This is a genomic window from Gloeobacter kilaueensis JS1, from assembly GCF_000484535.1.
GTDB classification, from domain to species: domain Bacteria; phylum Cyanobacteriota; class Cyanobacteriia; order Gloeobacterales; family Gloeobacteraceae; genus Gloeobacter; species Gloeobacter kilaueensis.
In genome coordinates this window covers 3,713,523-3,737,782 of record NC_022600.1, presented here as the reverse complement: position 1 = coordinate 3,737,782, position 24,260 = coordinate 3,713,523, and the positions used below count along the sequence as shown (strand labels likewise).

At 61.7% G+C, this 24,260-nt stretch carries 21 protein-coding genes; 14 read left to right on the top strand and 7 right to left on the bottom strand.

The window, feature by feature from the left end; translation table 11 throughout:
• The first annotated feature begins 56 nt into the window (after nucleotides 1-56).
• The 3 genes from GKIL_RS17345 (at nucleotide 57) to ilvD (ending at nucleotide 4,785) form a co-directional block, all read left to right on the top strand.
• The gene (locus tag GKIL_RS17345) at nucleotides 57-2,120 is read left to right on the top strand and encodes a S46 family peptidase (RefSeq protein ID WP_245595861.1); all 2,064 of its coding nucleotides are present in this window, start codon (nucleotides 57-59) and stop codon (nucleotides 2,118-2,120) included.
• Between the two features lie 473 nt (nucleotides 2,121-2,593).
• Nucleotides 2,594-2,980: a hypothetical protein gene (locus GKIL_RS17340; protein WP_023175108.1), complete on the top strand. Its 387-nt coding sequence runs from the start codon at nucleotides 2,594-2,596 to the stop codon at nucleotides 2,978-2,980.
• A gap of 62 nt (nucleotides 2,981-3,042) precedes the next feature.
• The gene (gene ilvD / locus GKIL_RS17335) at nucleotides 3,043-4,785 is read left to right on the top strand and encodes a dihydroxy-acid dehydratase (RefSeq protein ID WP_023175106.1); all 1,743 of its coding nucleotides are present in this window, start codon (nucleotides 3,043-3,045) and stop codon (nucleotides 4,783-4,785) included.
• Here ilvD and GKIL_RS17330 read toward each other — a convergent pair.
• Nucleotides 4,720-7,242: a sigma 54-interacting transcriptional regulator gene (locus tag GKIL_RS17330; RefSeq protein WP_041244963.1), complete on the bottom strand. Its 2,523-nt coding sequence runs from the start codon at nucleotides 7,240-7,242 to the stop codon at nucleotides 4,720-4,722. The two genes, ilvD and GKIL_RS17330, sit on opposite strands and share 66 nt — an antisense overlap.
• 212 nt (nucleotides 7,243-7,454) lie before the next feature.
• Between GKIL_RS17330 and GKIL_RS17325 the strand changes: the two genes are divergently transcribed.
• The 4 genes from GKIL_RS17325 to GKIL_RS17310 are packed head-to-tail and all read left to right on the top strand — an operon-like array spanning nucleotide 7,455 to nucleotide 13,875.
• Nucleotides 7,455-9,020, top strand: a complete 1,566-nt coding sequence (locus GKIL_RS17325) for a GspE/PulE family protein (protein WP_023175104.1) — start codon at nucleotides 7,455-7,457, stop codon at nucleotides 9,018-9,020.
• A 51-nt stretch (nucleotides 9,021-9,071) separates the two neighbouring features.
• The gene (locus GKIL_RS25380; RefSeq protein WP_041244029.1) at nucleotides 9,072-11,087 is read left to right on the top strand and encodes a secretin N-terminal domain-containing protein; all 2,016 of its coding nucleotides are present in this window, start codon (nucleotides 9,072-9,074) and stop codon (nucleotides 11,085-11,087) included.
• Nucleotides 11,084-13,330, top strand: coding sequence for a hypothetical protein (locus GKIL_RS17315; RefSeq protein ID WP_023175101.1), 2,247 nt, complete (start codon nucleotides 11,084-11,086; stop codon nucleotides 13,328-13,330). Before GKIL_RS25380 ends, GKIL_RS17315 begins: the two co-directional genes overlap by 4 nt.
• On the top strand, nucleotides 13,327-13,875 hold the full coding sequence (locus GKIL_RS17310; protein ID WP_023175100.1) for a hypothetical protein: 549 nt from the start codon (nucleotides 13,327-13,329) through the stop codon (nucleotides 13,873-13,875). The genes GKIL_RS17315 and GKIL_RS17310 overlap by 4 nt, the downstream gene beginning before the upstream one ends.
• On the opposite strand, the gene GKIL_RS17305 is transcribed toward GKIL_RS17310, so the two are convergent.
• Nucleotides 13,872-14,369 carry a chorismate--pyruvate lyase family protein gene (locus GKIL_RS17305; protein WP_023175098.1) on the bottom strand — a complete coding sequence of 166 codons (498 nt, stop codon included), beginning with the start codon at nucleotides 14,367-14,369 and terminating at the stop codon, nucleotides 13,872-13,874. The genes GKIL_RS17310 and GKIL_RS17305 overlap by 4 nt on opposite strands.
• A gap of 177 nt (nucleotides 14,370-14,546) precedes the next feature.
• On the opposite strand from GKIL_RS17305, the gene GKIL_RS17300 reads away from it, so the two are divergent.
• The 6 genes from GKIL_RS17300 (at nucleotide 14,547) to GKIL_RS24300 (ending at nucleotide 18,322) form a co-directional block, all read left to right on the top strand.
• Nucleotides 14,547-15,266 (top strand): phage tail protein, encoded by a 720-nt coding sequence (locus tag GKIL_RS17300; protein WP_023175097.1) that lies wholly within the window; start codon nucleotides 14,547-14,549, stop codon nucleotides 15,264-15,266.
• Nucleotides 15,263-16,231 carry a DUF4123 domain-containing protein gene (locus GKIL_RS22955; RefSeq protein ID WP_023175095.1) on the top strand — a complete coding sequence of 323 codons (969 nt, stop codon included), beginning with the start codon at nucleotides 15,263-15,265 and terminating at the stop codon, nucleotides 16,229-16,231. The genes GKIL_RS17300 and GKIL_RS22955 overlap by 4 nt, the downstream gene beginning before the upstream one ends.
• A 3-nt stretch (nucleotides 16,232-16,234) precedes the next feature.
• Nucleotides 16,235-17,008 carry a hypothetical protein gene (locus tag GKIL_RS25530; RefSeq protein WP_023175094.1) on the top strand — a complete coding sequence of 258 codons (774 nt, stop codon included), beginning with the start codon at nucleotides 16,235-16,237 and terminating at the stop codon, nucleotides 17,006-17,008.
• Nucleotides 17,005-17,562 carry a hypothetical protein gene (locus GKIL_RS24945; protein WP_023175093.1) on the top strand — a complete coding sequence of 186 codons (558 nt, stop codon included), beginning with the start codon at nucleotides 17,005-17,007 and terminating at the stop codon, nucleotides 17,560-17,562. The genes GKIL_RS25530 and GKIL_RS24945 overlap by 4 nt, the downstream gene beginning before the upstream one ends.
• A 40-nt stretch (nucleotides 17,563-17,602) precedes the next feature.
• On the top strand, nucleotides 17,603-17,755 hold the full coding sequence (locus GKIL_RS25375) for a hypothetical protein (RefSeq protein WP_187293835.1): 153 nt from the start codon (nucleotides 17,603-17,605) through the stop codon (nucleotides 17,753-17,755).
• Nucleotides 17,756-18,019: 264 nt separating this feature from the next.
• A complete protein-coding gene (locus tag GKIL_RS24300; protein ID WP_081705292.1) occupies nucleotides 18,020-18,322 on the top strand; it encodes a helix-turn-helix domain-containing protein in 303 nt (100 codons plus the stop codon).
• 10 nt (nucleotides 18,323-18,332) lie between these two features.
• Here GKIL_RS24300 and hemG read toward each other — a convergent pair whose 3' ends face one another.
• Together hemG and GKIL_RS17285 are read right to left on the bottom strand one after the other, a co-directional pair.
• Nucleotides 18,333-19,733 (bottom strand): protoporphyrinogen oxidase, encoded by a 1,401-nt coding sequence (hemG, locus tag GKIL_RS17290; protein ID WP_071824920.1) that lies wholly within the window; start codon nucleotides 19,731-19,733, stop codon nucleotides 18,333-18,335.
• 231 nt (nucleotides 19,734-19,964) lie between these two features.
• Nucleotides 19,965-20,165, bottom strand: a complete 201-nt coding sequence (locus tag GKIL_RS17285; protein WP_023175090.1) for a DUF2811 domain-containing protein — start codon at nucleotides 20,163-20,165, stop codon at nucleotides 19,965-19,967.
• Between the two features lie 412 nt (nucleotides 20,166-20,577).
• Between GKIL_RS17285 and GKIL_RS17280 the strand changes: the two genes are divergently transcribed.
• Nucleotides 20,578-21,531: a lysylphosphatidylglycerol synthase transmembrane domain-containing protein gene (locus GKIL_RS17280; protein WP_023175089.1), complete on the top strand. Its 954-nt coding sequence runs from the start codon at nucleotides 20,578-20,580 to the stop codon at nucleotides 21,529-21,531.
• Here the strand turns inward: GKIL_RS17280 and GKIL_RS17275 are convergent.
• From GKIL_RS17275 to GKIL_RS17265, 3 genes are all read right to left on the bottom strand, one after another.
• Complete coding sequence (locus GKIL_RS17275; RefSeq protein ID WP_041244957.1) at nucleotides 21,518-22,564, bottom strand: zinc-dependent dehydrogenase; 1,047 nt, start codon at nucleotides 22,562-22,564, stop codon at nucleotides 21,518-21,520. The two genes, GKIL_RS17280 and GKIL_RS17275, sit on opposite strands and share 14 nt — an antisense overlap.
• An 85-nt stretch (nucleotides 22,565-22,649) precedes the next feature.
• Complete coding sequence (gene trxB / locus GKIL_RS17270) at nucleotides 22,650-23,639, bottom strand: thioredoxin-disulfide reductase (RefSeq protein WP_023175087.1); 990 nt, start codon at nucleotides 23,637-23,639, stop codon at nucleotides 22,650-22,652.
• Between the two features lie 88 nt (nucleotides 23,640-23,727).
• On the bottom strand, nucleotides 23,728-24,219 hold the full coding sequence (locus tag GKIL_RS17265) for a hypothetical protein (RefSeq protein ID WP_023175086.1): 492 nt from the start codon (nucleotides 24,217-24,219) through the stop codon (nucleotides 23,728-23,730).
• Nucleotides 24,220-24,260: the final 41 nt, after the last annotated feature.

The window sequence follows — 24,260 nt, the reverse complement described above, 5'->3', positions numbered from 1 at the left end:
GGCTGGCGGTGGAATGCTCAGATTATGGTGAGAAAGCAATGCTGGAGAACGGGACTTTGATCAGGCGACTGGCCCTCGGTGCTGCCCTTGCAGCCGCGCTCTTTCCTCTCGCTGCCGCTGCTGATGAGGGGATGTGGACTTTTAACAATTTTCCGGCCCAGCAGGTGGGCAGCAAGTACGGATTTACCCCGGATCAAGCCTGGCTCGATCGCGTCCGGCTCGCCTCGGTGCGCCTGTCGGTGGGCTGCTCCGGCTCGCTCGTCTCACCGAACGGCCTGGTGATGACCAACCACCACTGCGCCTCCGAGTGCATCCAGCAGCTCTCCACAGCCAAACGCGACTACAGCGCGGCGGGCTATCTGGCGCGCAAGGAACCAGACGAGATCAAGTGTCCGGCCCTCGAGATCGTCCAGCTCACCGGCATCGAGGATGTCACCGACCGGGTCAAGAAAGCCACGGCGGGATTGAGCGGTGGTGCCTTCAACGACGCTCAAAAAGCCGAGATCGCCCGCATCGAAAAGGCGTGTGGAGCGGACGAGAAAGTGCGCTGCGACGTGGTTTCGCTCTACCGGGGCGGCCAGTTCAACCTTTATCGCTACCGGCGCTACCAGGACGTGCGCCTGGTGTTCGCCCCGGAATTCAAGATTGCTTTTTTTGGCGGCGACCCGGATAACTTTACTTTTCCGCGCTACGACCTGGATGTGTCGTTTTTTCGGATCTACGAGAACAATCGCCCCGTCCGCACGAGCGATTATTTTGTCTGGAATGCCGGCGGAGCGAAGGCGGAGGAACTGGTCTTCGTCTCCGGCAACCCCGGCTCGACCCGGCGGCTGCTCACCGTCTCCCAGCTCGAATTTTTGCGCGACGTGGCCCAACCCAGCCGCCTCTTGCGCCTGGCGGAACTGCGCGGCGTGCTCAGCCAGTTCAGCGAAGAAAGCCCCGAGCACCGCCGGATCGCCCAGGAAACCCTCTTCGGTATCGAGAACAGCTACAAAGGCTTGAACGGTCAGCAACAGGCTCTGCTCGACAGGCGCTTCTTTGCCTCGAAGGTGGCCGACGAAAAGAAGCTGCGCGATCAGGTGGCAGCCGACCCGGTCCGGGCCAAAGCCTACGGCCAGATCTGGGATGAGATCGCGGCGGTGCAGCCGATTTACCAGGAACTCTATCTGCCCTACACGTTCATCGAGGGCGGGGCTGGTTTTAATTCGGAGCTGTTTGCCTTCGCCCGCACCCTGGTGCGCGGTGCTGCCGAACTGCCCAAGCCCAACGACAAGCGCCTCAAAGAATACACCGATTCCGCCCTGCCCCAACTCAAGCAGGAACTGTTCACGAGCGCCCCCATCTACAACGACCTCGAAGAAGTCACCCTGCGCTATTCGCTCACCAAACTGCGCGAAAATCTGGGCACAGACGATCCGCTGGTGCGCAAGGTGCTGGGCAAGCGCTCCCCCGCCGAACTCGCCCACAGCCTGGTCACAGGCAGCAAGCTCGCCGATGTCTCGATCAGGCGCAAACTCTGGGAGGGAGGGGCCCAGGCGGTGGCAGCCTCCGATGATCCGCTGATTCGTCTGGCCCAACTTATCGATCCCGATGCACGGGCTATCCGCAAGCGCTACGAAGATGGGGTCGAAGCGGTCGAGAAGAAAAACGGCGAACTGCTCGCCAGGGTCCGCTTCGACCTGTTGGGGACAAATTCTTACCCGGATGCCACCTTCAGCCCCCGCCTGAGCTACGGGGCGGTGCAGGGCTATCAAGAAAATGGCCGCCCGATTGCGCCTTTTACGACCCTGGCCGGTGCCTTCGATCGCGCCACCGGCGAAGATCCGTTCGCCCTGCCCCAAAGCTGGCTCGACGCCCGCTCAAAGCTGGATCTGAGCACGCCCTTCAACTTTGTCTGCACCTGCGACATCATCGGCGGCAACTCCGGCAGCCCGGTGATCAACCAGAAGGCGGAGGTGGTGGGTCTTATCTTCGACGGCAACATCCACTCGCTGGGCGGAGCCTTTGGCTTCGATCCGCAGCTCAATCGGGCAGTGGCGGTGACGACGAGTGCGCTCACCGAGACGCTAAAAAAAGTTTACGGCGCAGACCGCATCGTCGCCGAACTGACGGGCGCTTAGCTAGCGGGAGTATGACTGTTACTCAGTTCACGGATGTTGGTGAGCTGAGTTGCATCCCGACTGTTCAAGCAAAACAGCCTGACGTCTGCAAATAAATACAGCTATGTTTCCTCAGGTGCTGAGCGATTTTCGGCCCCTCGTATAGAGGAATACATCTTTTTGCCAAAAATCTCGCTAGGGTATGGCCCAAGACGCAAGACGTAAAGAGCCTTCAAGTTCGCTTCAGTCCCTTCATTCTTTATTGGCGAAGATTATGGCAGCAAAATGTAGCAGATGCGGCGGTACATCTTTGCGGCGCTCCAAGCGCAGAGGATTGGAGAGACTTGTCGATCGGTTAGGCTGGTTGCCGTATCGCTGCAGCGATTGTGGAAAACGCGCCCTGTACTTCGCTGCTTCCGGCTTGTCGGCTTCGCAGAGCAGCGAGAGCGAAGCCTAGAAAAGGCTGCAGGGACATTCCTGAAACGGTACCGTAGATGCAGACACCCGCAACCGGTTTCTGCATGTCTTCTGCTCTGCTGCGCGTCGCTTCGATTGCTGGATGGCTCACTATTTGTCTGGTGGGCCGAGTGGACGCCCAACCGGGCGCACCCGAATCGCGGCTGATCGTCATCCAGGGCCAGCTCACCGCCAGCGACGGCCACTGGGCGACGGTCCGCAGCCCGAGTGGCATTCCCTTTCAAGTCGATCTGAGCCAGACCCGCTACCAGGATGCAAGCGGGCATCCGACCAGCCGCATTCCCCTCGTCGGTGAACCAGTGGTCGTCGTCGGCGAACCGGCAGCACCGCCAGACACGCTCAAGGCAAAGATCGTCGGTCGGGTTGAAGTGAGCATTGCCCCTGCACAGGTGGACGATCATTAGCAATTTGCGCCTGGCAAGAGAACTTGTTAGCCTACGAATCCAGATTTGGTTTGGAGAGGCCCATGTCCGATAATCGGCGCAGTCGCGTAGTCACCCAGGGCGTGCAGCGCTCGCCCAACCGTGCGATGTTGCGGGCGGTGGGTTTTGGTGACGCAGATTTTGACAGACCGATCGTCGGGGTGGCCAACGGCTTCAGCACGATCACCCCCTGCAATCTGGGTCTCGGGGATCTTGCCGTGCGGGCCGAGGCAAGTCTGCGTCAGGCCGGGGCGATGCCACAACTGTTTGGCACAATTACGATTAGCGACGGTATCTCGATGGGCACCGAGGGCATGAAGTACTCGCTTGTCTCCCGCGAGGTGATCGCCGATTCGATCGAGACGGTCTGCAACGGCCAGAGCCTGGACGGCGTGCTCGCCATCGGCGGCTGCGACAAGAACATGCCCGGTGCGATGATCGCGATTGCCCGCCTCAATATCCCGGCTATCTTTGTCTACGGCGGCACGATCAAGCCCGGCCACTACAATGGCCGCGATCTCACCCTCGTCAGCTCCTTCGAGGCAGTGGGCGAGTTCAGCGCCGGCAAGATCGACGAGCAGGAGCTGCTCGACATCGAGCGGCGGGCCTGTCCGGGGGCAGGTTCCTGCGGTGGCATGTACACCGCCAACACGATGAGTTCGGCCTTCGAGGCGATGGGCATGAGCTTGATGTACTCCTCGACGATGGCCGCCGAAGATCCAGAAAAGGCCGATAGTGCAGCCCTTTCGGCCAAAGTGCTGGTTGAGGCCATCCAGAAGCAGATTCTGCCCAGTCAGATTCTGACCCGCCAGGCATTCGAGAATGCGATCGCCGTGATTATGGCCATCGGCGGTTCGACCAACGCCGTGCTCCACCTGCTCGCCATCGCCCACAGCATGGGCGTGCCGCTGGTGCTGGATGATTTTGAGCAGATTCGTGCCCGTGTGCCGGTGCTGTGCGATCTCAAGCCGAGTGGCCGCTTCGTCGCCACCGATCTGCACCGGGCCGGAGGCATCCCCCAGGTGATGCGGATGCTGCTCGATCGGGGGCTACTGCACGGCGAGGCGCTCACGATCACAGGTCAGAGTGTGGCCGAGCTGCTGCGGGATGTGCCACGGGAGCCGTCGGCAGACCAGGAGGTGATCCGGCCCTGGCACAACCCGGTCTATTCGTCGGGGCACCTCGCCATCTTGCGGGGCAACCTGGCCAGCGAAGGAGCGGTCGCCAAGATTAGCGGCATCAAAAAGCCGAGTATCACTGGCCCGGCCCGCGTCTTCGAGTCGGAGGAGCAGTGCATGGCGGCGATCTTGAGCGGTCGCATCCAGCCGGGGGATGTGCTGGTGGTCCGCTACGAGGGCCCCAAGGGCGGGCCGGGGATGCGCGAGATGCTCTCGCCCACCTCCGCTTTAATTGGGGCCGGGCTGGGGGATGCGGTGGGGTTGATCACCGATGGCCGCTTCTCAGGCGGCACCTACGGTCTGGTCGTGGGCCACGTCGCTCCCGAAGCCTACGTCGGCGGCACGATCGCCCTGGTCGAAGAAGGCGATCTGATTTCGATCGATGCCCCGACGCGCAAGCTCGAACTTCTGGTAGACGAGGCGGAACTGGCTGCCCGGCGAGCAGCCTGGACGCCGCCCCAGCCGCGCTACACCCGTGGAGTGCTCGCCAAGTACGCTCATCTGGTGAGCAGTAGCAGTATCGGAGCGGTCACCGATGCCCACCTAGCGGCCCACGATGAGTGCCCAGAGACTGGCGGTGAGCACAAGGCTACCCAGGTACTGGGGTAGCAATACGCGCAGCGGCTGGCGGGCGATCTTGCGGGTGAGCCAGAGAGCCAGAGGGAGCGCAACAAGAAGCACCGCCCCCTGCAAAAAAGCGATCACCGCCGGGTGGGCGACAAGCACCGGCAGGTCTGCTCCGCTCGCTCCAAAGGTGCGCCAGGTGACCGGCAGGATCTGCCCGGCTTCGGTGAGTCCGAGGCGCAGGTAGTGGGCGAGGGTACCCCCCAGTACCAGAGGCAGATAGCCGTAAGCCAGTTCGATAAACGCCTTGGCTTCGCCCGCCTGCGCCACCAGGCGAACGAGGCCGTGGACGGCGAGGGCCAGTAGCGGCGGTACCGCCAGAATGAGCAGAGCCAGAAGGGCGTGGGAGCTAAAGCTTGCGATGGACCAGCCCAGGAGCCCGGAAATCTGGGGCAGGTGGTGCAAAAAGATCCCGCCCATCAATAGAAACAACAGCGCCACCTCGTAGTGGCGCGGGATGTGGGTGGTCCACAGTTCGATGCCGGGGGGGCGCAAATTGAATTCCACCGAGCGGTGCGGGCAGGCTTTGAGGCAGGTCATGCAGAGCACGCAGTCGCGGTTGTCCACCAGTTGGGCCGGATGGGAGTAGAGCGGGCAGCCGCCGGTAGTCTGGCCCTCGTCGAGGGCAGGGCCGCCTTTATAGCACTGGTAGGTGGTGCAGGTGGCCGAGCAGATGCCCTGCTGGGCGCGCAGTTCGGTGATGGCGAGCTTGGCAAATAGACCGTTCATGCCGCCAATGGGACAGAGATAGCGGCACCAGAAGCGCCGCTCGAAGATCGCCGAGCAGACGACGGCTCCGCCGGTAATAAGCAGCAACAGCCAGGCGGAGAGGGCGGCGGTGTCGGGGAGCACCCACAGTTCTTCCCACAAAAAGATCAAGCCAAAGAGCGCGAATAAAAACCAGCCGCCCCAGCGCTCGGCCTGCTGGCGGGGCCAGCGGCGGAGGGGAACGGGTATCAGTGCCACTCGCAGTTTCTGGACAATCTCCCCCCAGATCATGAAGGGGCAGACGGCACACCAGAGGCGACCGACGAAGGGAAAGCCAATGAGCACCAGGGGCCACCACCAGGCCCAGAACATGTTTAAGGCGGCGTTGTCGGCGCGCCGCTGGGGACCAGCAAACAGCACCGCGACCACCAGGACAAAGAAGGTGGCCGTAAAGCCATAGTTGAGCCGGTCCGGCCACCACCGGCTGCGCAAAAAGCGGCGCAGGGCGGGCTGGGCGTTGAGCAGGTTGTAGCGAAAACGCTTTTTGCGGGCCTGGGCGGGCCAGAAAATTTCTTCGGTCAGTTCGCTCGCCCCGCCCGATTGGGCGACGGCCCGCTCGATGAGACTGCGCAACTCGGCCAGATTGCCGGGAAAGTCGTAGCTCTGCAGTTGCCGCAGCGCTTCGGGGGTCACGCGCGGCTTCGGGGTGCCTTCTGTGCGGACGAGCAGGTTGAGGTAGTACGCGATCTGGGCGGCAATATCGCCCTTGCGCACCCGCAGAGGCGGCACCTTGATCGAGTGGCCGACCAGTCGTTCGAGGTTACCGGCGGCGCGCTCGGCGATCAAGAGGATCCGCGAGTGGTTCTGCCGCTGGGCCGGGGGCGGTTCTTCGGGCCGGTAGACGGGCCGGTAGTAGCCTGTGGCAAGCAGCGAGCGGATCGGCTCCTGCAGGGCACCCGGCAGATCCTGGATGTTGTTGAGCACCAGCGTCCCCTCGCCCAGCCAGTCTAAAAGGCCCGCCCGCCCGCCACTGCGGCCAAACAGCTCCGCGCCGCTCGGCTGCAGCGCCCCACAGTTGACCTGGATAATGGGCTCGCGCCGCCAGGGAGAACCAAAGTGGACGAGGGCTGCGAGGTTGTCCTTCTCAAGTCCCGGCTCCCCAAAAAGCAGCACCGGCTTGCGGTCGGTGGCGGCCTGGCGGATCTGGGCGCGCAGGGTGACGGCGTAGCGGCTTTTGCCGACGATGCCGCGCCGGGCGCGGGGGATGAGATAGGGGCGCAAGGCGGCGGCGCGCTCCTGCTCAAAGCTCAGTTGGGCGGCCATCTGGGCCACCTCGCCCGCCAGAAGCCGGGTCAGACCCTCCGCCAGAGCCGGAGATTGGGCCACCAGGGCACGAAAGCGCACCGCCGGGATCGACCAGAGGCGGCAGTCGCTCAGGGTAATCACCGTCCGCTGGGCGCGCTGGCCCAAGAGCAACTCCGGCAGATGGACGACCGCTCCCGGCAGCAGACTGCTGGCGGTGGCCGGGCCGTTCAAGCTGGTGCGGTAGCCTTCGAGCCTGCCTTCGATCAAGATGTACAGGGCTTCGGGAGCGTTGTCCTCGAGCACCAGCCTCCGGCCTGAGCGCACCACCAGTTCCTCCAGGGCGGCGGCAACGAGGGTGAGCAGCGGTTCAGCGAGAGCCTGGAAGACGGTCCGCTGCTGCAGCCAGGCGACTGCCTCGGCAGTTGCAATCTGCATGATCGGGCCAGAACGGACCTAATCATTATCGCGCCCGCTGTCCATCCGGGCGGTTAACCTGCCGGATATTATTGGCCGGATGTCGGAGCGATAACATCCTTCCCCCCACCTGCCGGTGGTAGAGTGCGAATGAACCGGTCCGCCTCCTGCGGGGAAACCCGGTCTCCCCCCTCACCGTCCTGCTAACAGAACCAAAGCGAGTTGTTATGCAAAGTTCTTCACTTCCGCCTGAACTGAAGCTGCCCGTCGCCGACAGTCCCGGCATCGGCGTCGTCTTGATTCCTGAGACGCTCGATTGGAATTTGATCCGTTCTCTGGCCGGCAAACTGGGCGAAGATCTGCGCTCGGTGGTGCCGCTGGCCTTTTATAACCGCCAGCTCTACCTGGGCAGCTTCAACGTCCTATCGGAGATGGAGCAGCGCCGGGTGCGCGAGAAGATCAGCTGCGATATTCGCCTGGTCAACCTCGCCGCCTCCGAGGTGCGCCGCTGGTGGAATATCGGTCGCGAGCGGCTGCCGGAGTACTTTCAGGCGGCAGCGGGCAGCTTTGAAACCGGTAGCTCGGAGCCTACGATTACGATCGGCTCCGACGGCACCGCCGAGGGCAAGCGGGTCAGCAGCCAGTTGCAGCGGCTCCTCAACGAAGCCCTGAGAAGCCGGGCGAGCGACATCCACCTCGAATCGCAGGAGGATGGTCTCAGAGTGCGCTTTCGGATCGACGGCCTGCTGCGGGAGATGGGCGTCTTTCCGGTCGCTGAGAGCAAGGCTCTGATTTCGCGGGTCAAGGTGCTGGCCGAACTTGACATCGCCAACCACCGCACCCCGCAGGATGGCCGCGTTACCCAAGAAATCAATGGCCAGCTAGTCGATCTGCGCGTGAGCACCCTGCCCTGCCTGCACGGCGAAAAGGCGGTGCTGCGGCTGTTACCCAAGAACAACACTTTTACAGCCCTCGAAGAGCTGGGCTACAGCGCCGCCGATCTGGCCCGCTTCCGCAACTGGCTGGGCCGGGCCCAGGGGCTGGTGCTGATTACCGGTCCCACCGGCTCCGGCAAGACGAGCACCCTCTACACGAGCCTGCGCGAAATTCTCAGGCCAGAGAGCAACATCGTCACGATCGAAGATCCGATCGAATATCAGCTTCCCGGCATCAACCAGGTGCAGGTGCATCCGCGTGCCGGTCTCACCTTCGCCAGCGGCCTGCGCTCGATTCTCCGTCAAGATCCCGACATCATCATGGTGGGCGAGATCCGCGACCTTGAAACGGCTCAAACCGTCTTCCAGGCGGCGATGACCGGCCACCTCGTCCTCAGCACGCTCCACACCAACGACGCCCCCAGCGCCGTAAGCCGCCTGCTCGACATGCAGGTCGAGCCGTACCTCATCGCCGGAGCGCTCCTGGGCGTGGTGGCCCAGCGGCTGGTGCGCCGGGTCTGCCGCCACTGCGGCATCTCCTACGCCCCCGATAGCCTCGATCTGCAGCGCCTCAAGCTCGATTCCCATCCCGAGTACGCCCAGATGCCCATCGAGTGGAAGCGGGCCTCCGGCTGTCAGCACTGCTTTGGCTCCGGCTACTACGGGCGGGAGGGCATCTTCGAGGTGATGGAAATCGACGAGCACCTGCGCGGCCTCATCCATGCCCGTTCCTCCAACGGTGAGATCACGAGTTACCTGCGCGCCAGGGGCATCCGCTCGCTGCCGGAGGCCGGTGTGGCCAAAGTCATGGAGGGCAGTACCACTATTGAGGAACTTCTGCGGGTTGTGTCAGTCTAGACGGGCGGCACTCGGAGAATGGTTGTGAATCGCTGGTACAGCAGATCCCTCGTGGCAGTAGCAGGCTCGCTCTGGGGGGCAGCCCTCCAGGCGGCACCGCTGGCGGGCATCGATGTGGCCGGTACAACGCTGCGCATTCGGACTGCCGCCCCGGTCACCTTCTCGATCGAGAAGAACACCGCCAACGAGGTGATTCTTTTTTTGCCGCTCACCGAGCCGGACGGGTTGCCCCCGAGCCAGGACAATGCGCTGGGAACAGTGAGCGTGCAGGCGGTGGCGGGAGGGACGCGCCTCATCTATAAACCCCGCGCCCTGGGCAGCACGTTTAAAGTCGTGGCCGGCCAGCCGGTGGCCAACAACCCGACCATCGAGATCCAGACCGAGGGGCTGGCCCAACTGCCGCCCCCGCCGCCGGGAACGACCGCTCCGGTTGCCTCTGCCGAAGAAAAAGTGAGCTTGAAGGTGCGCGACGGCGACGTGCGCGACACCCTGACGCTCCTGGGAAGGGTGGCCAAGGGCAACGTCGTCACCGAGAGCACCGTGAATGGCCGGGTCTCCCTCAATCTCGATAAAGTCACCTTCAAAGACGCGCTCACGGCGATCGGGGCGGCGGCGGGGCTCACGATCAACCGCACCGAGGGCAACGTCTATATCGTGAGCAAGCCACCGGCGAGCGGGCTGAGCAATATCAACACGCCCGGCTTCGGCACGCCCGGCGCGGACCCTTCAAGGCGGCCCGTGAGTTTCAACGTCAAGAACGCCGAACTCAGTTCGGTGGTCGAGAACATCGCCAACCAGTCCGGGGCGGCATTGATTATCAAGGGCGTACTGCAGGACCGGGTGACGGGGCGCATCTCGAATGTGCCCTTCGAGGACGCTCTAGCCCAGTTGCTCAACGGCACCCGCTTCGGTTTTGTCAAGCAGGGCCAGACCTACCTCATCGGCGATTCGACCCCCGGTACGCTTACCAGCCGTGCCCTCGAGCGCACCGAAGCGTTTCCGCTCGCCTTCACCCGCTCCAAGGACGCCAAGAACCTCTTTCCCCAGAGCCTCACCCAGTTCATCAAAGAAGACCCGGCCCGCAACGCGATCGTGGTGAGCGGCACCGACGCGGTGCGCAACCAGGTCCGCGCCTTGATCCAGGAGATCGATAAGCCGATCAGGCAGGTCGTCTTCGAGGTCAAGATCGTCGAATTAAGCGAGACCGGCTCGCGCGAACTGAACGTCCTCAAAGCCTTTCAGACCGGCTCGGTGGTGGGCTTCAACCCGAATACCGGCGGCCTGGTAGGGGGCGGCACCGGCACAACCGTCAGCTCCGGCACGATCAACACCGGCGGCACCGGCAGCACCGGCACCAGCATCGGCACCGGTTCGACGATCACGAGCAACGGCGGCGTGGTCACCGTCGCCCCTCCCACCCTCGACTTTGCCAACCAGAACCCGATCGCCCTCTCCTCGCAGCTCACCGGCGGTGTGGCCGTGGGGGTCTTCAACAACATCGCCCGCATTCTTGAGGTGGTGGGCGGCCTGATCAACCAGGGCAAGGCCCGCCTGCTCACCGACACCAAGCTCAACACGATCAGCGGCCAGAAAGGTTCGATCGACGTGCAGACCGACGTCAACCTGGTCCTTAACCAGCTCACCAACGTCAGCGGTGCGAGCGTCAACAACTCGACGCTCAATACCCTGCGCGCCGGTACCGTCGTCGAAATCACCCCCACCGTCCAGGCGGACGGCAACGTGCTGGCGGAGCTAAGCATCGAGTCTTCGAGCCTCGGCCAGCGCAGCAGCGCCAACGCCGCCCCCGACATCTCCCGGCGCAAGGTCAAGAACACCCTGCTCGTCAAGGACGGTCAGACGATCGAGATTGGCGGCTTGATTCAGAACAACACCACCGAGAACATCGTGCGCCTGCCGCTTCTGGGCTATCTGCCGCTTATCGGACAACTTTTTAGCAGCACCAGCACCAGTGTCTCCCAGAGCGAACTGGTCGTCTTTTTGACGCCCCGCGTCCGCGATGTCCAGCCGGCACCGGGGGCGCGGCTCCCGCTGGATCCGCCCCGATGAGGGTGAGAAACCGCCGGGGCTTTACCCTGATCGCGGTTTTGCTGTTGGGTGCAATCTTGCTTGCGATCGGGACGACGGTGTTCTCGCTCGCGATCAACCGCTCGCGCACAGCTACGGGCGAGCGCGACCGCGCCGAGGCGTATCTTTCAGCCGAATCGGCCCTCGCTGCGATTCGCAACCGGCTGGGCAGCCGGCTTCTGGCCCTCGACGATCGCGCCGAGACGCCGCTACCCGACGACACCGGCCCCTTTGGGCTCTACAAGCAGGGCGACCAGTTCTACCTGGCTTACCCACGGCTCAGCTTCGACGGCACCGTGCTCGGGCTGAGCGACCTGATGCGCCCGGAGCCGCTGCCGGACACCTTTGAGGCTACCGCCCTCAAGGACCGCACCCCGAGCGAGCGCTGGTGGCTGCACCAGTTGGGAGCGGTGCGCTGGATTCCGCTCTCGATTGCCGAAGTGGCTGAGAGCGGGGGGATTCTGCCGGTCGCCGTCCGCCAGGTCGAAGTGGTGGGCGAGAGCGGCGGCGATGGCACCGATGGCAGGCAGGCGATTGCCCAGACCCTGCGCCTGTCGGTCAACCTCAACGACCCGGCCACCACCCGCAGGCCGGAGGTAGCCCTGGGAGCAGTAGCCGTCACTAGAGTCGATCCCCAAAAGCAGCCGCCTTTCTGGCTGAAGGCTGTTCCCGGTACCCTGAGCCGGGTGCGGGTCGAAGGGCCGATTCTGGTCGATGCGCCCAGGATCGAAGGCGATTGGGTGCGCCTCGAAGGGCGGGCAGACTTGAGCGCAAAGCCGGCGCGCAACCCCGAAACCGGCAAACCCTACGCCCAGGCGGACGGCAACATCCCGGCCCAGCCCCTCAATCGCGGCCTTTTTGCCCAGGCGGCCAACAAGGAGGACGGCTTTTTGATGGTGGGCGGCAACCGCCGCTTCGCCAAGGCGGGCGACATCGATCTCAGCGCCAGCTTTGAAAGTCTCAGCGACGAGGACGTACCCGGCACACTGCAGTTGAGCGTGCCCTTCGCAGAACGGATCGGCAAAGCGGGCACGGTGCTGCGCAAGGACTTCAACGACCTCAACAACGTCGTCAACCCGCGCGGCGAAAAGATCTACGACGCTGTCAAGTCCCAGTTCGACTTTAATAAGGCCCGGCGCGGCATCTTTTATATCGAGGGGCGCTCTATGGCCCTCAAGGGCCAGCCCTTTCGCGTCTTTACCTACAAGGGCCGGGGCACACTCGTCATCACCGGCAAGGACAACTGCCTCAGCCTCGAAAATGCCAGCCTCGTGCCGGTGAGCGCCGCCGACAGCCTCGCTATCGTCTGTGCGCTCAAACCGCTGCCGCCGGGATCCCCCTCTGCGACGAGTCCCGGCAGCACCGCCTCGACGCCCACGGACTCCACCGCCTCGACAACCACCCAGAGCACCGCTTCTGTTCCCGCCGGCCTCAGTGCTTCGACACCGGGCGGGGCACAGCGGGGAGGACCACCTCCGGCAGGGCCTAACGGTGCGCCCCCGCCCCTGGACAACAAACCCGCCGGTGTCAGGCTACTTTTTTCCTCGGCGATCCCGGTGACGGTGCTTGCCAACGCGCGGGGCGTGCCCTTCACCGTCGCCAACAAGGACGTGCAGCGCGACATCGGCGCTCCCCCCAACCTGCCCACCACCCTCAACCGCCTGATTAGCAGCGTCAATATCGGCGATGTGAGCATCCCGAGCGGGGCGCGATCGGTCAACCTCGACAAGCGCAACTATATTCTTGCCGCCCTTTCGGACCGGGGGGAGCCGGAGGTGCTGATTTCGCTCGGGGCCAACGCCCGCCAGCAGCAGGGCACCCTCCAGCGCGAGAGCGTGCGGGGCGAGGTGCAGGTGGTGCCGCTGTTGCGCCTGCAGGCGCAGGTCTTCAGCAACGCCCCGTTTATCAGCGAGGGCAGCGCCCGGATCGTCGGGTCGATTTTTGCCCCTTCGATCACCCTCAACCCGCCCCGCTACAGCGCCAATACCCAGAATCTGCTCTACGGCGATAATAAATTCGGTCTGCGGCTGTTGTTCGACGCCATCTACCGGCGGCTGGAGCCGACCGTCGGCAGCGAGTTGATGACTTTCCGGCCCCGGCAGCGGTTCAACCCATTCCAGCCAGTGACTGTGGCGCGCATCGATGGGACGCTCTGGCAGCGCTTCAACTTCGATCAGTGGCGGCAGCCGCCGACCAGTACACCTCCGCAAGAAGGCACCCCTTGAAGAAGACGATTTTGCTGACGATCGCCAGTAGCCTGCTCATCGCCGGGGCCGCCTGGGCGAGCAAGGCACTGCAGGGCGTCGCTCTGCCCCCTGTCGCTGCCGATCCACCGGTGCGCATCGACGAGGTAAATAGCAGCCTGCAGGACGAAGAATTTCGCGGCCCCAACATGATCTGGGATACGACGATCGCTCTGCGCAACACCTCCGCCCAGCCCATCGACAACCTGGAACTGGAATTGACGATGGCCGATGTTCAGGGCACGATCATGACCCGCCTGAGCTGCCCAATGAGCGGCCTCAAGCTCCTGCCCAACACGAGCACCCGCAAGCGCCTGCGCGAACTGTATCTAGCCTGGCCGGGGGTGATCGCCGCCGCCCAGGTCAAATCCGTCGTCTTCGCCGACGGCAGCCGCTGGCCCGCCGAGCCCGCCAAACCGTCCGTCAGCGAAACTACCAGCCCCGACCCGGCCAGAGCCCCCTCCATTCCGGCCACCTTCCCGGCCCGCAGCCCGGTCTGCACCGCCAACCTCCAGCCTGCCCGCTAAGAAGCGAATAGCCGGGGAGAAAAGCGCTCGGTAATCTGCATAATCACTGCTGCCCTGCTGTGAACCCGGTAGCGGCGCGCCAGAAGTTCCACCCCGGCATCGACGCCAAAATATCCGGCCCTCGCTCCAGCCGGTTCGCGCCAGCAGCGTTCCAGTTCGCGGTAGCTCTCGATGCGGTTCTCGCGCAACAGCTGGCCGATCCCCCGATCCGTTTCAAACAACCCCCGCCGCAACCGCTCGTCGAGGCGCTGCGGCCAGATGAGTGAGCGGGCATGAACGTAGCACTGCCCGCTTCTGGCACCGACTAAGAGCACCTCGCGAGCGAAGGCGTCTTCGTCCTCACGGCCCACCGCAAGCTTGCGCACGACGATCGCTTCGAGAAAGTACGCCTCCAATAGTTCGGTTACGGTTCCGTCGGTCACGAGCAACAGCCGCAGCACCGGCGCGAGCGCCGACCAGCCCGCCAGCAGCCCCTCTTCGCAATATTGCTTCATATATTAGAGTTTACGCTCATTGACTGACGATGAGCATTCAGGAGCACCGGTGCTCGGATCTGCCACAGCCGTTAAGGATGAAATTGTCTGACCAGCATTATCACCAAGACTGTACGGTTCTGATATCTTTATCTGGGAATGCGTCATTCCTGTTGTTATTGACACACCTTCTATCCCATGACTCAGAACGGCAACATTGCCCACCAGCTCAACTACGTCCTGCCCCACCGCTTCTACGTCGAGATCGACGGCCAGCTCACCGCCAGCTTCTCCCAGTGCAGTGGTCTGGGCCTCACCTTCAAGAACAATCCCTACAACGAAGGCGGCGTCAACGAGCAAACCAGAACGTATCTCGGGCCTGTCAGCCACACCGATGTCACCCTCACCCACGGGCTGACCGACAGCAGCCAGTTTATCGACTGGGCCTTCGAGGCGCTCGACCCCGCGCGGGCGATGACCCGGCGCAACGTCAACATCCTCTATTTCAACCCGGCAGGCGATACGGTGCAGTGCTGGACGTTGATCGGTGCGGTTGTCACCGGCTTCAAAGGACCGATGCTCATAGCAAAGCTGCCTGAGCAGCCCCAGGTAGCCACCGAGCAGGTCGTGCTTTCCTGCGAGGCCATCTACGCTCTCAAATCCGGCGGTGGGGGAGCGATGCAGGTCAAGCGGGACGGTGTGGGCTACTTTGGCAGCCAGTACTCGCCCAACGGCAGCGCCAGCGCATCTGCACCCGCTCTGCCTTTACCTGCGGACGAACAGCCTCTGCTGGAGACTGTCCTCACCGCTGCTGTACCCGAAGCCGCTTTGAATCTGGCTGAACTGGACACACCGCAGGCGCTGGCACTATTTGAGGCGGCACTGAGCGGTCTGCCGTTCTGCGAGGTTTGCCCATGAGCAACGAGCCACGGTTGCCACCCTCTTCAGCGCGGAAGGTCCGCCAGCAGCTTAGTGAAGCAGTGGAGCGTCTACCGGGAGCTTGGCTTTATGCTCTGCTCGATGCTGCCCGTCATCCAGACATCCTGACGGGCATCGAAAGTTACACCAGCAGTCACCTGGCGGAGCGCGCCTGTTTGTATCGGGGCGAAGCAGAGAGCACCCTGGCGCGTTGTGCTCCCTATCTTGTCAGGGTGCGACTGGAATCGGCCCTGTTGCAATGGCTGACGCAAGCGTGGGGAGCGAGTTGGGGGGTGTATCTGATTTCGACAGCGCCGCTGGAGCAACTGCGCACCCACTTTCGCAAATTCTTATTGGTCGAGGATACGCAAGGTAAGCAGCTATATTTTCGCTTTTACGACCCACGAGTATTGCGCTTATTCCTGCCAGCTTGCAATGCAGAAGAGCTGCAGCGGTTTTATGGTCCAGTCGCAAGTTTCCTGATGGAGGACGGAAGAAGTGAAAAGATATTACATTTTGCAGGCGATGAACGAACAGCACAGCAGGGAACAGAGAGGACGAAAGCAGAGCGGGCGTTCAGAATACGACAGGAGCATGAAAGCGCGTTCTATTCTCTGGCCGAGGCGGCCTTTGTCGAAAAACTGCTCAAGCACTTGAGAACCCATCACGAGGGCAGTGTTTCAACGTTATCTGACACTGAGCTAAAAAGTCGTGTCCGTTTTGGGCTGCAGCAGGCCAGGCGCTATGGCATCACCTGGGAATCGAGCCTCACGGCCTTCGTGGGTTTAATGTTCGAGTTTGCACCAAACTTCGATGAACATACCCGGATCAAGGCTGTTCTCAACGACCCGGCCATTCATCCAAATAGAAGAGTACGAGCTTTGATTGGCAGAACGACTGTGCAGGATTGGCAGGAAGTGCAAGAGCGCTCCGATCACTGGCACCGACTGAGTAGGGGCAGCTGAGCAATGGGAGACATCACCAGGCTGGTGGCCACCATCTCTAACGCTGAGCAGAATTTGCCGAATGCCGATATCAGTCTTTCGGTTTCCTGTCCTGCAAACAATGTCGCTCAGCAACTCGACGCGGTTCAGACTGAGTCAGGAGGAGTTGGAGCACCAGGCTTACTCGAAAGCTTGATTCCCGTCTGGGGTTCAGGCCGACAGGCAATCGATGATTTTCAGAATGGTCGAGTAGGTTGGGGTCTGTTCAATACAGCCCTTGCTATCTCTGATGTTTTTCTGATTAAGAGCCTGGCGACTGCAGCAATCAAAGGCGTCGTTGCAGTTGCAGCACGAGAGGCAGTTGGAGATTCTATCAGGGCAACAGGAGCATTTTGGAGTGGCGCACGTACGGGAGGTGAAGGATTTGGAAAACTTGCCGGTCTTGAAGTTACAATCACAGAAAAAGGTCTCTCAATTGTAAAAGAGCATCTGATGAAATTTGGCGATATATCGTATAATACTGCTATGGTGTCCAGATTGGAGGAAGCATTAGCAAATGGCTTAAAAATTTCCGGTTCAGATGCAAGCTTTTACACTCACGAAATTTCGGAAGCAACATTGATGAAATCTTTGTTAGAGCAAGGCATAGAGTCTAGTGAAGCATATTTTGTTGCACATGAGGCAGCACTGAAAAAATATAACGTCTCACGATTTAGTGTATATCATCCAGATGTTATTAAGCAGTTTCCTGGTGAATTTTCTCGCCCATTTTGGGAATTCTACGGGTTAGAGCGATGAGAGAATTGAAGTTAAGAACGTTCAAACAGGCACGTATTTGGCTCAACGAATTGCCTGATATTAGCTACGAATATGATGCAGCAGATGTTTTGCAAAGTATTGTGAAAGTGCCAATCCTAGCTGAACAACATGAACGATTGATCAGCAAAGTTGCTGTTGAAATTCTAATTCCAGGCGGATTGAATCAATGTGGAATACTAGGTGCCGAAATCAAATCTCCTTGCATTTCAGGAGAACTGCTTGTAAAAGTGATGTCCTCAGATAAGCTTGGTAGAGAACTGTCTTGGGCTTTGGCTTCTAGGCTCGATAATATTTTTACCGGCCTGCCAACTGAATACGCAGTTGCAGTACTGGAAAAAGCTGTTGAGTCTCCAATTATACAGCAAATCGGAGAAGGCGTACTAGAATTTAGATATGCTGCTCATGGAGTTGTTGGCTCCTCTATAAATGTCTTTAAGCGCCTTTGCTCTGTAACCTTAGAGTTATTATGTCAAAAGACAAAGGATGTAAATACAGAGCAAATAGAAGCGCTGATAAGTCCCCCAAAATCTTGAGATTTGGTGCTGAATTTCGGGACTTCTGCAGAATAGAAAGATGAAAGAATTTGATTTTGGAATGGCCAGACAAGCACGTATTTGGCTCAATGAGTTACCTGCTGTTACTTACGATTACAAAATTACAAAGTGGAAGACGTTTTACAACATGCTATGCCTGCACCAGCATCAGACAGGAAAGATGAAATATTAGACCTCTTGCATGAATGTCTAGGATGGGTCACAAGTAGTAGGGTCACTACTGCTTTTCTGCCCTGATGATGAGCTATCAGGATATCCAACATCTCAAGCCCACCGACTTCAAACGCCTCTGCGGTGTGCGAGCTGAAACCTTCCAGGCAATGGTCGATGTCCTTCGACCGACTCTGGAGCGCACCGGCAAGCGTGGCGGACAGGCCAAACTCTCTACTGAAGACCAGTTGCTGCTTGCCCTGCAGTACTCGCGGGAGTACCCCCCATGCCCCTGCTCGCCCCCAACCCCCGTTTGGGGCCAGGTCGGGGGGCAGGCCGCACCCACTTTCACATCGCTCAAAGCTGGGACATACACGAATCGACCGTCTGTCGTATCGTCCACAAAGTCGAGCGACTGCTGGTGCAATCCGGACGCTTTCGGCTGCCTTCACCTCAAGCAACGCAGTCGAATGTGCATCTGGAAGTGGTCGTCGTCGATGGGACAGAAGTGCCGATCGAACGGCCCAAAAAAAGCAGAGGCACTACTACAGCGGTAAACAAAAATGCCACACCTTGGTGCGAGATCTGAGTCATAGCACTCAGGCCAGGTTGAGGCGGCCATTGGCAGCGGTTCTTGTGAGAAACTGCAGCACGCTATCTGCCTTGAGACGGGCCTGGCGCACGCAGTCGCCCACAGAGATGCCGCCAAAATAATTGCCGACCAGAAACAATCCCGGCAGCTCCGCCAAGTAGCGCTCGATGCGCTCCTGTTTGGTGATATGGCCCAGGGCATACTGGGGAATCGCTCTGGGCCAGCGCGCCACCCGCAACAGCTGATAGCTCGATTGAAAGTCGAGGACCGCCTGCAGTTCGCGGTGCGCCAGATTGGCCAGTTCACCGTCGCTCAGATCGGCGATGAGCGGGTCGGTCGTACCCCCTAAAAAACAGGTAAAAAGCCGCCAGCTCGTCGGGGCGGCGTGCCGGAAGAGGCAACTGTTGTAGATCACCCCGAGGCTGCGCAGCGATTGTCCGCGCGGGATGAGATGGCCGAAGCCTTCGCTCAGGTTGGGAAGCTGGCTTTTTGAGTAGCCGAGGCTGACCGCCGCCACCGGTGGATAGTAGATGCTCTCCAGGGCGCGGCCCAGGCTCGGATCGAGCCGCGCCAGCACCGGAGCGATCGCCCAAGCGGGGGCGGCAAGCGCCACCGAGCGGGCACTGATCGCCTGGGCCTCACCCCGCCCATCGAGGACAATCGCCTGCCAGCCCCCTGCCAGCGGTTCCAGCGCCTCTAAGCGCGATTGGAAGCGCAACTGCGATTGCAACCGCCGGGCAATTGCCCGTGGCAACTGCTCGATGCCGCCGCGCAGCGTACACAGCCGCTGGGGTGTGAGCACCCCCCGATTGCGGCGCTGCCACAGCCCCCTGAGCACGCTGCCCGCCTGGCGTTCCAGTTCGACGAGCGGGGCGAGGGCCGCATCGGCGCTCAACTGCCCGGCGTCGCCTGCGAACACCCCGGCGATGAACGGTTCGATGAGGCGATTGAGCGCTTCGTCGCCGAAGCGGCGCAGCACGAATTCGGCTACCGTCTCCTCGCGCGGCTCCGAAAGAGGCGGCACAAAAAATTCCGATAGACAGCGCAGTTTGCCCGGCCAGCTGAGCAGATCTGCGCGCACGAACTGCGCAGGGCTCATCGGCACGGGCCGCAGGCGGTTTTCCCACCAGACAAAGCGGGCGAGCCGCTCCTCGGCAAAGACCAGCCGCTCCTCCAGCTGCAGTTCGACCAGCAACTCCTGCAGGGGCCGGGTCGATTGAAAACTGTTCGGACCGCCCTCGCAGGTGAAGCCATCGATGAGTTCGGAGCTGATCGCACCGCCCACCCGCTCAGTCGCCTCGCACACCAGGACCCTCCGGCCAGAGCGCTGGAGGTGCCAGGCCAGGGCCAGACCACTCAGGCCGGCACCGACTACCAGTACATCCAGCGGCTCTGCGGCTACGCTCATCCTGCCCATCAGACTCTTTGCCAAATATGACACGCTCCGCTCTCCCGCACGCAATCGCAGGTGACAGTGCGAGTTCAACGCTGTCGGCGGACGGTACCGTTCAGTTCAACAAAGACCAGTCAACGGGTGGATGCGCAAAAAGCCTGCAGAGGCAATGCAGAGTGGTCGTACCCTATCAAAGGCGCTCACCGACGACCTTCCCCGCATTGTCCGGTGCAAAAAACGATGGGCCTACGAAGTCTTCTGAAACAACGTGTTCAGGTAAGTCCGGGCAGCACGACGATCGCCGCCGCCGTTTTGCAACAAAAACAGCGAGAGTGCTGCCGTAAAGATCCGGTTCTGGTCCCAATCGGGGTGATTGTCCAGATAAATCTGCAATGTGTCGTGCAATTCTTCAGGAATCTCAGCCAGAACACTGACCATCGTTTTCATCGCTTCTCGCTCACTTCGATCAAGTTGAGACCATTGTTCGTGGGCGAACCGCGACTGTCAATCACCGCTGAAGCGGCCCAGCGGCCCCCAGCGGTCCAGCAGGCGATGAATGAACCGGCAAAAGTTAGTCATTCTCTTTACATGGCTTATCAATTGTTGGGTCGAGCGGCGGCAAAGTTTTCCACAGTTGATGTCCTGAACGATACCGACCTCGTAGACCGCCTGTGGAAAACTTGTGGAGGACGGCGGGGCGCATGGGGAAATCCGGCGACAATTAATACGAATTGTTAATTCTGGCCTGCTGCAGGGCTGCGAATGTATTCCGTAGCAAAGACAACAATTTGCTGCAGAGGGCCGCATACAGGGGGGATTGTCCGGGAGGGCAGCCAGGCTCTCCTGTACAATCGGTTCTATGTTTTTTACCCTGCAAAAGCTCAGTGCGGGCTGGCGGGAGCGGGTCGGGCCGAGAACCCGACTGGTGCTCAAGATCGCAGCCAGTCTGGCGCTGTTGGTTTTGATCTTTCGGCTCATCGACTTTCAGAAGTTGCTGGCGGTGCTCGCAGGGGCGGATCTGGGGCTGCTGGGGGCGGCTTTGGGGCTGTTTGTGGCCGGGCAGATGCTCAACGCCCTCAAGTGGGCCTGGCTGGGCGAGGCGATGGCTTTGCCCTTTGATCGCCTCCGTTATCTGCGGGTCTACTGGATGGGATTGTTTGTGGCGGTCTTCTTGCCCGGCAGCCTTGGAGGGGACGTGGGCCGGGCGGTGCTGTTGGGCCGGGCTGGCACCAGAAGCTGGGCAGCGGCCTACACGGTGCTCGCCGACCGCTACAGCGGCATGTTGTTCTTACTTGTGATTGGCAGCCTCGCCTGCACCACGATCGCGGGCTTCGATGGGCTGAGGCCCTGGCTGTGGAGCCTGAGCGCCGGGGTCGCCCTTGCCTGGCTGGCGCTCGCTCCCCTGAGCTTTTATCTGGCGCAGCGGCCCACGCGCTTCAAGGCCATTCTCGATACGATCGCCCTCTGGGAGAAGCAGCTGCGCAGACCGGCGGTCCTCGCCCGCGTCGGGAGTGCGACGCTCTTTATCCAGCTCATCAACTGGCTGGTGCTGGTACTGATTGCCGCCGCCCTCCACCTGCGGGTGGCAGCGGCGGTGCTCATCACCGTCTACAGTCTGATTACGGTCGCTACCCTGGCCCCCGTGAGCATCAACGGCCTGGGGGTGCGCGAGGGCGGCTACGTGCTGCTGTTGGGCCTTGTGGGGATTGCCGGTGAGCAGGCGCTCGGTTTTGGGGTGCTCTGGTTTGCCGTCTACACCGGTGCGGCGCTTATCGGGGGGCTGGCCTGGCTATTGCCCATCAAGGCCGAATGAGGATCTTGCAGGTCTCGGGGGCCGGGTGGAGCGCCTGCTCGACCGCCGCCGCCAACTCCGCCAGCGGATAAAAGTCCGAAATGAGGGCGCTCACGTCGATAAGCCTTTCAAAGACGATCTGGGCAGCCAGAGACTGCACCTTGTACGAAGAACTGTAGGAGCCCATCAGGTCGATTTCCTGGCGATAGAGCACGTTCGGGTCAAGCGGGATCTGCACCGCCTCCGGAAACTCGGCAAAAAAGAGGATCCTGCCGCCCTTGCGGGTGAGGGCGAGCGCCTGATCGAAGGCGCGGGTGCTCGGGACAGCGAGCAGGGCTGTATCCACGCCCAGCCCGCCGGTGAGGGCGCGCACCTGTTGGGCCAGATCGGCGGCGGCAGCGTCGAGGGCCGCTGCGGCCCCCAGATTTTTTGCCCGCTCGATGCGCGAGGGCAACAAGTCGGTGACGATGGGCCGCGCCCCAAAGTGGCGGCAGAGCATCGCAAACATCAGACCAATGGGACCGGCACCGGTAATCAAGATCGTCTGGCCGGGCTGCACCTGGGCTTTTTTGATCGCCTTCAAGCAGCAGTTGGTCGGCTCGACAAAGCTCGCCTCCTCGAAGCTCACCCCCTCGGGGATAGCGATGAGCCCCCCCGAGCGGACGATGTGCCCCGGCACCTTGACGTACTCGGCAAAGCCGCCGCCGCTCGGGATAAAACCGGCGGTGGTAGTCACTTCCTTGTAGACCCGGCACATCGAGTAATTTTCGTTGAGGCAGTACGGGCAGTGAAAGCAGGGGATGTGGTGCATCACCACCACCCGATCACCCGGCTGCCAGTCTGTGACCGCCGCCCCCACCCGGACGATGGTACCGCTGGTCTCGTGACCAAAGATGCGCGGTGGGTCCAGTAGCGGATAGCGCAGCTTCTTGATATCCGACTGGCAGAGGCCGCAGGCGCGCACCTGCACCAGCACCTCCTCCGCCTCGACCGCCGGTACCGGCACCTGCTCGTAGCGCAGATCGCCCACTCCATAAAAGACCGCCGCGTGCATCCGCTCAGGAATATCCATCGATCAAAATTCTCTTGACTCACCAGCACCATTGTTGGCTGCACAGCGGCCAGGAGCAAGCGGCCCGCTAACTTGCCGCCTGCGGGTTGAGAGAACTGCGATCAAGGGTAAAGTGCTGAGCTGAGAGCCAGCGCTCGACTTCGATCGCCGCTGCACAGCCGCTGCCGGCGGCGGTGATAGCCTGGCGGTAGAGCGGATCTTGCACGTCTCCGGCGGCCCAGACGCCCTCGGTGCTTGTGGCGAGCGACGGGTTGCGGGTGCGGATGTAGCCCGCCTCGTCGAGGTCGAGCTGGCCGATAAAGAGGGTCGTATTCGGCACGTGGCCGATCGCATAAAAAAGACCGCTCACCTTGAGCTTGCGGGTCTCGCCCGTGCGGCAGTCGGCGACGGTCAGATTTTCGAGGTGGTCTTTGCCGTGGGCACCGATGGGCAGGCTGTGCCAGTGGATCTCGATTTTGGGATGGGCGAGCACCCGCTGCTGCATGATCTTAGAAGCGCGCATCTGGTCTGAGCGCACCAGCAGGTGGACCCGGCTGGCGTAGCGCGTCAAAAAGATCGCCTCCTCGCAGGCACTGTCGCCGCCTCCCACCACCGCGAGCACCCCGCCGCGAAACAGTGGTAGCGGACCGTCGCAGGTGGCGCAGACGGAGATCCCTTTTTGCCAGAGCCGCTCCTCCCCCGGCATGTGCAACCGACGCGCCCGCGCCCCGGTACAGACAATCACCGCCTGGGCAGCGACCTCCCGCTCGCCACTTCTCACGACAAAAGGCCGCGCCGTAAAATCGACGGCGACGACATCCTCGCTCACCAGCCGGGCCTGCCAGCGCAGCGCCTGGCTGCGCAGGCGGTCCACCAACTCCGGTCCCTGGATGCCTTCGGGAAAACCGGGATAATTTTCGACCTCGGTGGTCGTCATCAGCTGCCCACCGGGGATCCCCCAGGCGTGAAAGCCTTCAAACACCAGCGGCGAGAGCTGGGCGCGACCGGCGTAGATGGCCGCCGTGTAGCCAGCCGGCCCCGAGCCGATGATCACCAGATTCTCGACTTGCTGGGACATCCAAGCCTCTGCGCCCGATCTTCCAGGTCCATTGCCCACAGCCTGGAAGAATAACCAGTGTAGCGGTGCCGCTTGTGCTTGCCGAGAACTAGCGCGAGCCGCGCGCCCAGACGCCGTCGTGGCCACCGGCAGAATCGCTGTCTTCATCGAGCGAGAAGGCCAGCTCGTCCGGCTCCGGTTCCCGCGAAGGGTTCCAGGGGTTGTGGGGACCATAGTCGCCCCCGCGCGGGATCAAAAGTTCGTGCGCCTGTGCCAGGCGTGCCCCGGCGGGGATCAAAAGCAAAATCTTTTCGGCCCTGACACCGGCGGCAAAGTAGGCCGCCCGTTTTTCGCTCAAGCCGGCGCTGCGCAGATGGCCATCGAGGTCGTCGAGGGCTGCTGGATCGCCCGTGACGATGTTGGAGACGATCCAGCTTTCGTCCCGCTCCGGCGGCAGGGCAAAGACCTGCGGGGCAAAACCGGCGGCGCGCAGGTCGATGAGCGCCTGTTCGGCGGCGTCGCGGTGGCGAAAGAGCACCGCCAGGGGCTGGGCTGTCTTCTCGATGCCGGGTGCATCGGTGTTGGGCTCGCCTGCTGTCATGGCTATCCTGCTTCTGTTTGAGTTTTTGCTTCTAACAGAGT

Coding starts and splice junctions, on each gene's coding strand:
- GKIL_RS25375 (WP_187293835.1), top strand. CDS start 17,603: ATGAAAGAATTTGATTTTGGAATGGCCAGACAAGCACGTATTTGGCTC.
- GKIL_RS24300 (WP_081705292.1), top strand. CDS start 18,020: ATGCCCCTGCTCGCCCCCAACCCCCGTTTGGGGCCAGGTCGGGGGGCA.
- GKIL_RS17315 (WP_023175101.1), top strand. CDS start 11,084: ATGAGGGTGAGAAACCGCCGGGGCTTTACCCTGATCGCGGTTTTGCTG.
- GKIL_RS25530 (WP_023175094.1), top strand. CDS start 16,235: ATGGGAGACATCACCAGGCTGGTGGCCACCATCTCTAACGCTGAGCAG.
- GKIL_RS22955 (WP_023175095.1), top strand. CDS start 15,263: ATGAGCAACGAGCCACGGTTGCCACCCTCTTCAGCGCGGAAGGTCCGC.
- hemG (WP_071824920.1), bottom strand. CDS start 19,733: ATGAGCGTAGCCGCAGAGCCGCTGGATGTACTGGTAGTCGGTGCCGGC.
- GKIL_RS17305 (WP_023175098.1), bottom strand. CDS start 14,369: ATGAAGCAATATTGCGAAGAGGGGCTGCTGGCGGGCTGGTCGGCGCTC.
- GKIL_RS17300 (WP_023175097.1), top strand. CDS start 14,547: ATGACTCAGAACGGCAACATTGCCCACCAGCTCAACTACGTCCTGCCC.
- GKIL_RS17280 (WP_023175089.1), top strand. CDS start 20,578: ATGTTTTTTACCCTGCAAAAGCTCAGTGCGGGCTGGCGGGAGCGGGTC.
- GKIL_RS17285 (WP_023175090.1), bottom strand. CDS start 20,165: ATGAAAACGATGGTCAGTGTTCTGGCTGAGATTCCTGAAGAATTGCAC.
- GKIL_RS17275 (WP_041244957.1), bottom strand. CDS start 22,564: ATGCACGCGGCGGTCTTTTATGGAGTGGGCGATCTGCGCTACGAGCAG.
- GKIL_RS17340 (WP_023175108.1), top strand. CDS start 2,594: ATGCAGACACCCGCAACCGGTTTCTGCATGTCTTCTGCTCTGCTGCGC.
- ilvD (WP_023175106.1), top strand. CDS start 3,043: ATGTCCGATAATCGGCGCAGTCGCGTAGTCACCCAGGGCGTGCAGCGC.
- GKIL_RS17325 (WP_023175104.1), top strand. CDS start 7,455: ATGCAAAGTTCTTCACTTCCGCCTGAACTGAAGCTGCCCGTCGCCGAC.
- trxB (WP_023175087.1), bottom strand. CDS start 23,639: ATGTCCCAGCAAGTCGAGAATCTGGTGATCATCGGCTCGGGGCCGGCT.
- GKIL_RS17265 (WP_023175086.1), bottom strand. CDS start 24,219: ATGACAGCAGGCGAGCCCAACACCGATGCACCCGGCATCGAGAAGACA.
- GKIL_RS24945 (WP_023175093.1), top strand. CDS start 17,005: ATGAGAGAATTGAAGTTAAGAACGTTCAAACAGGCACGTATTTGGCTC.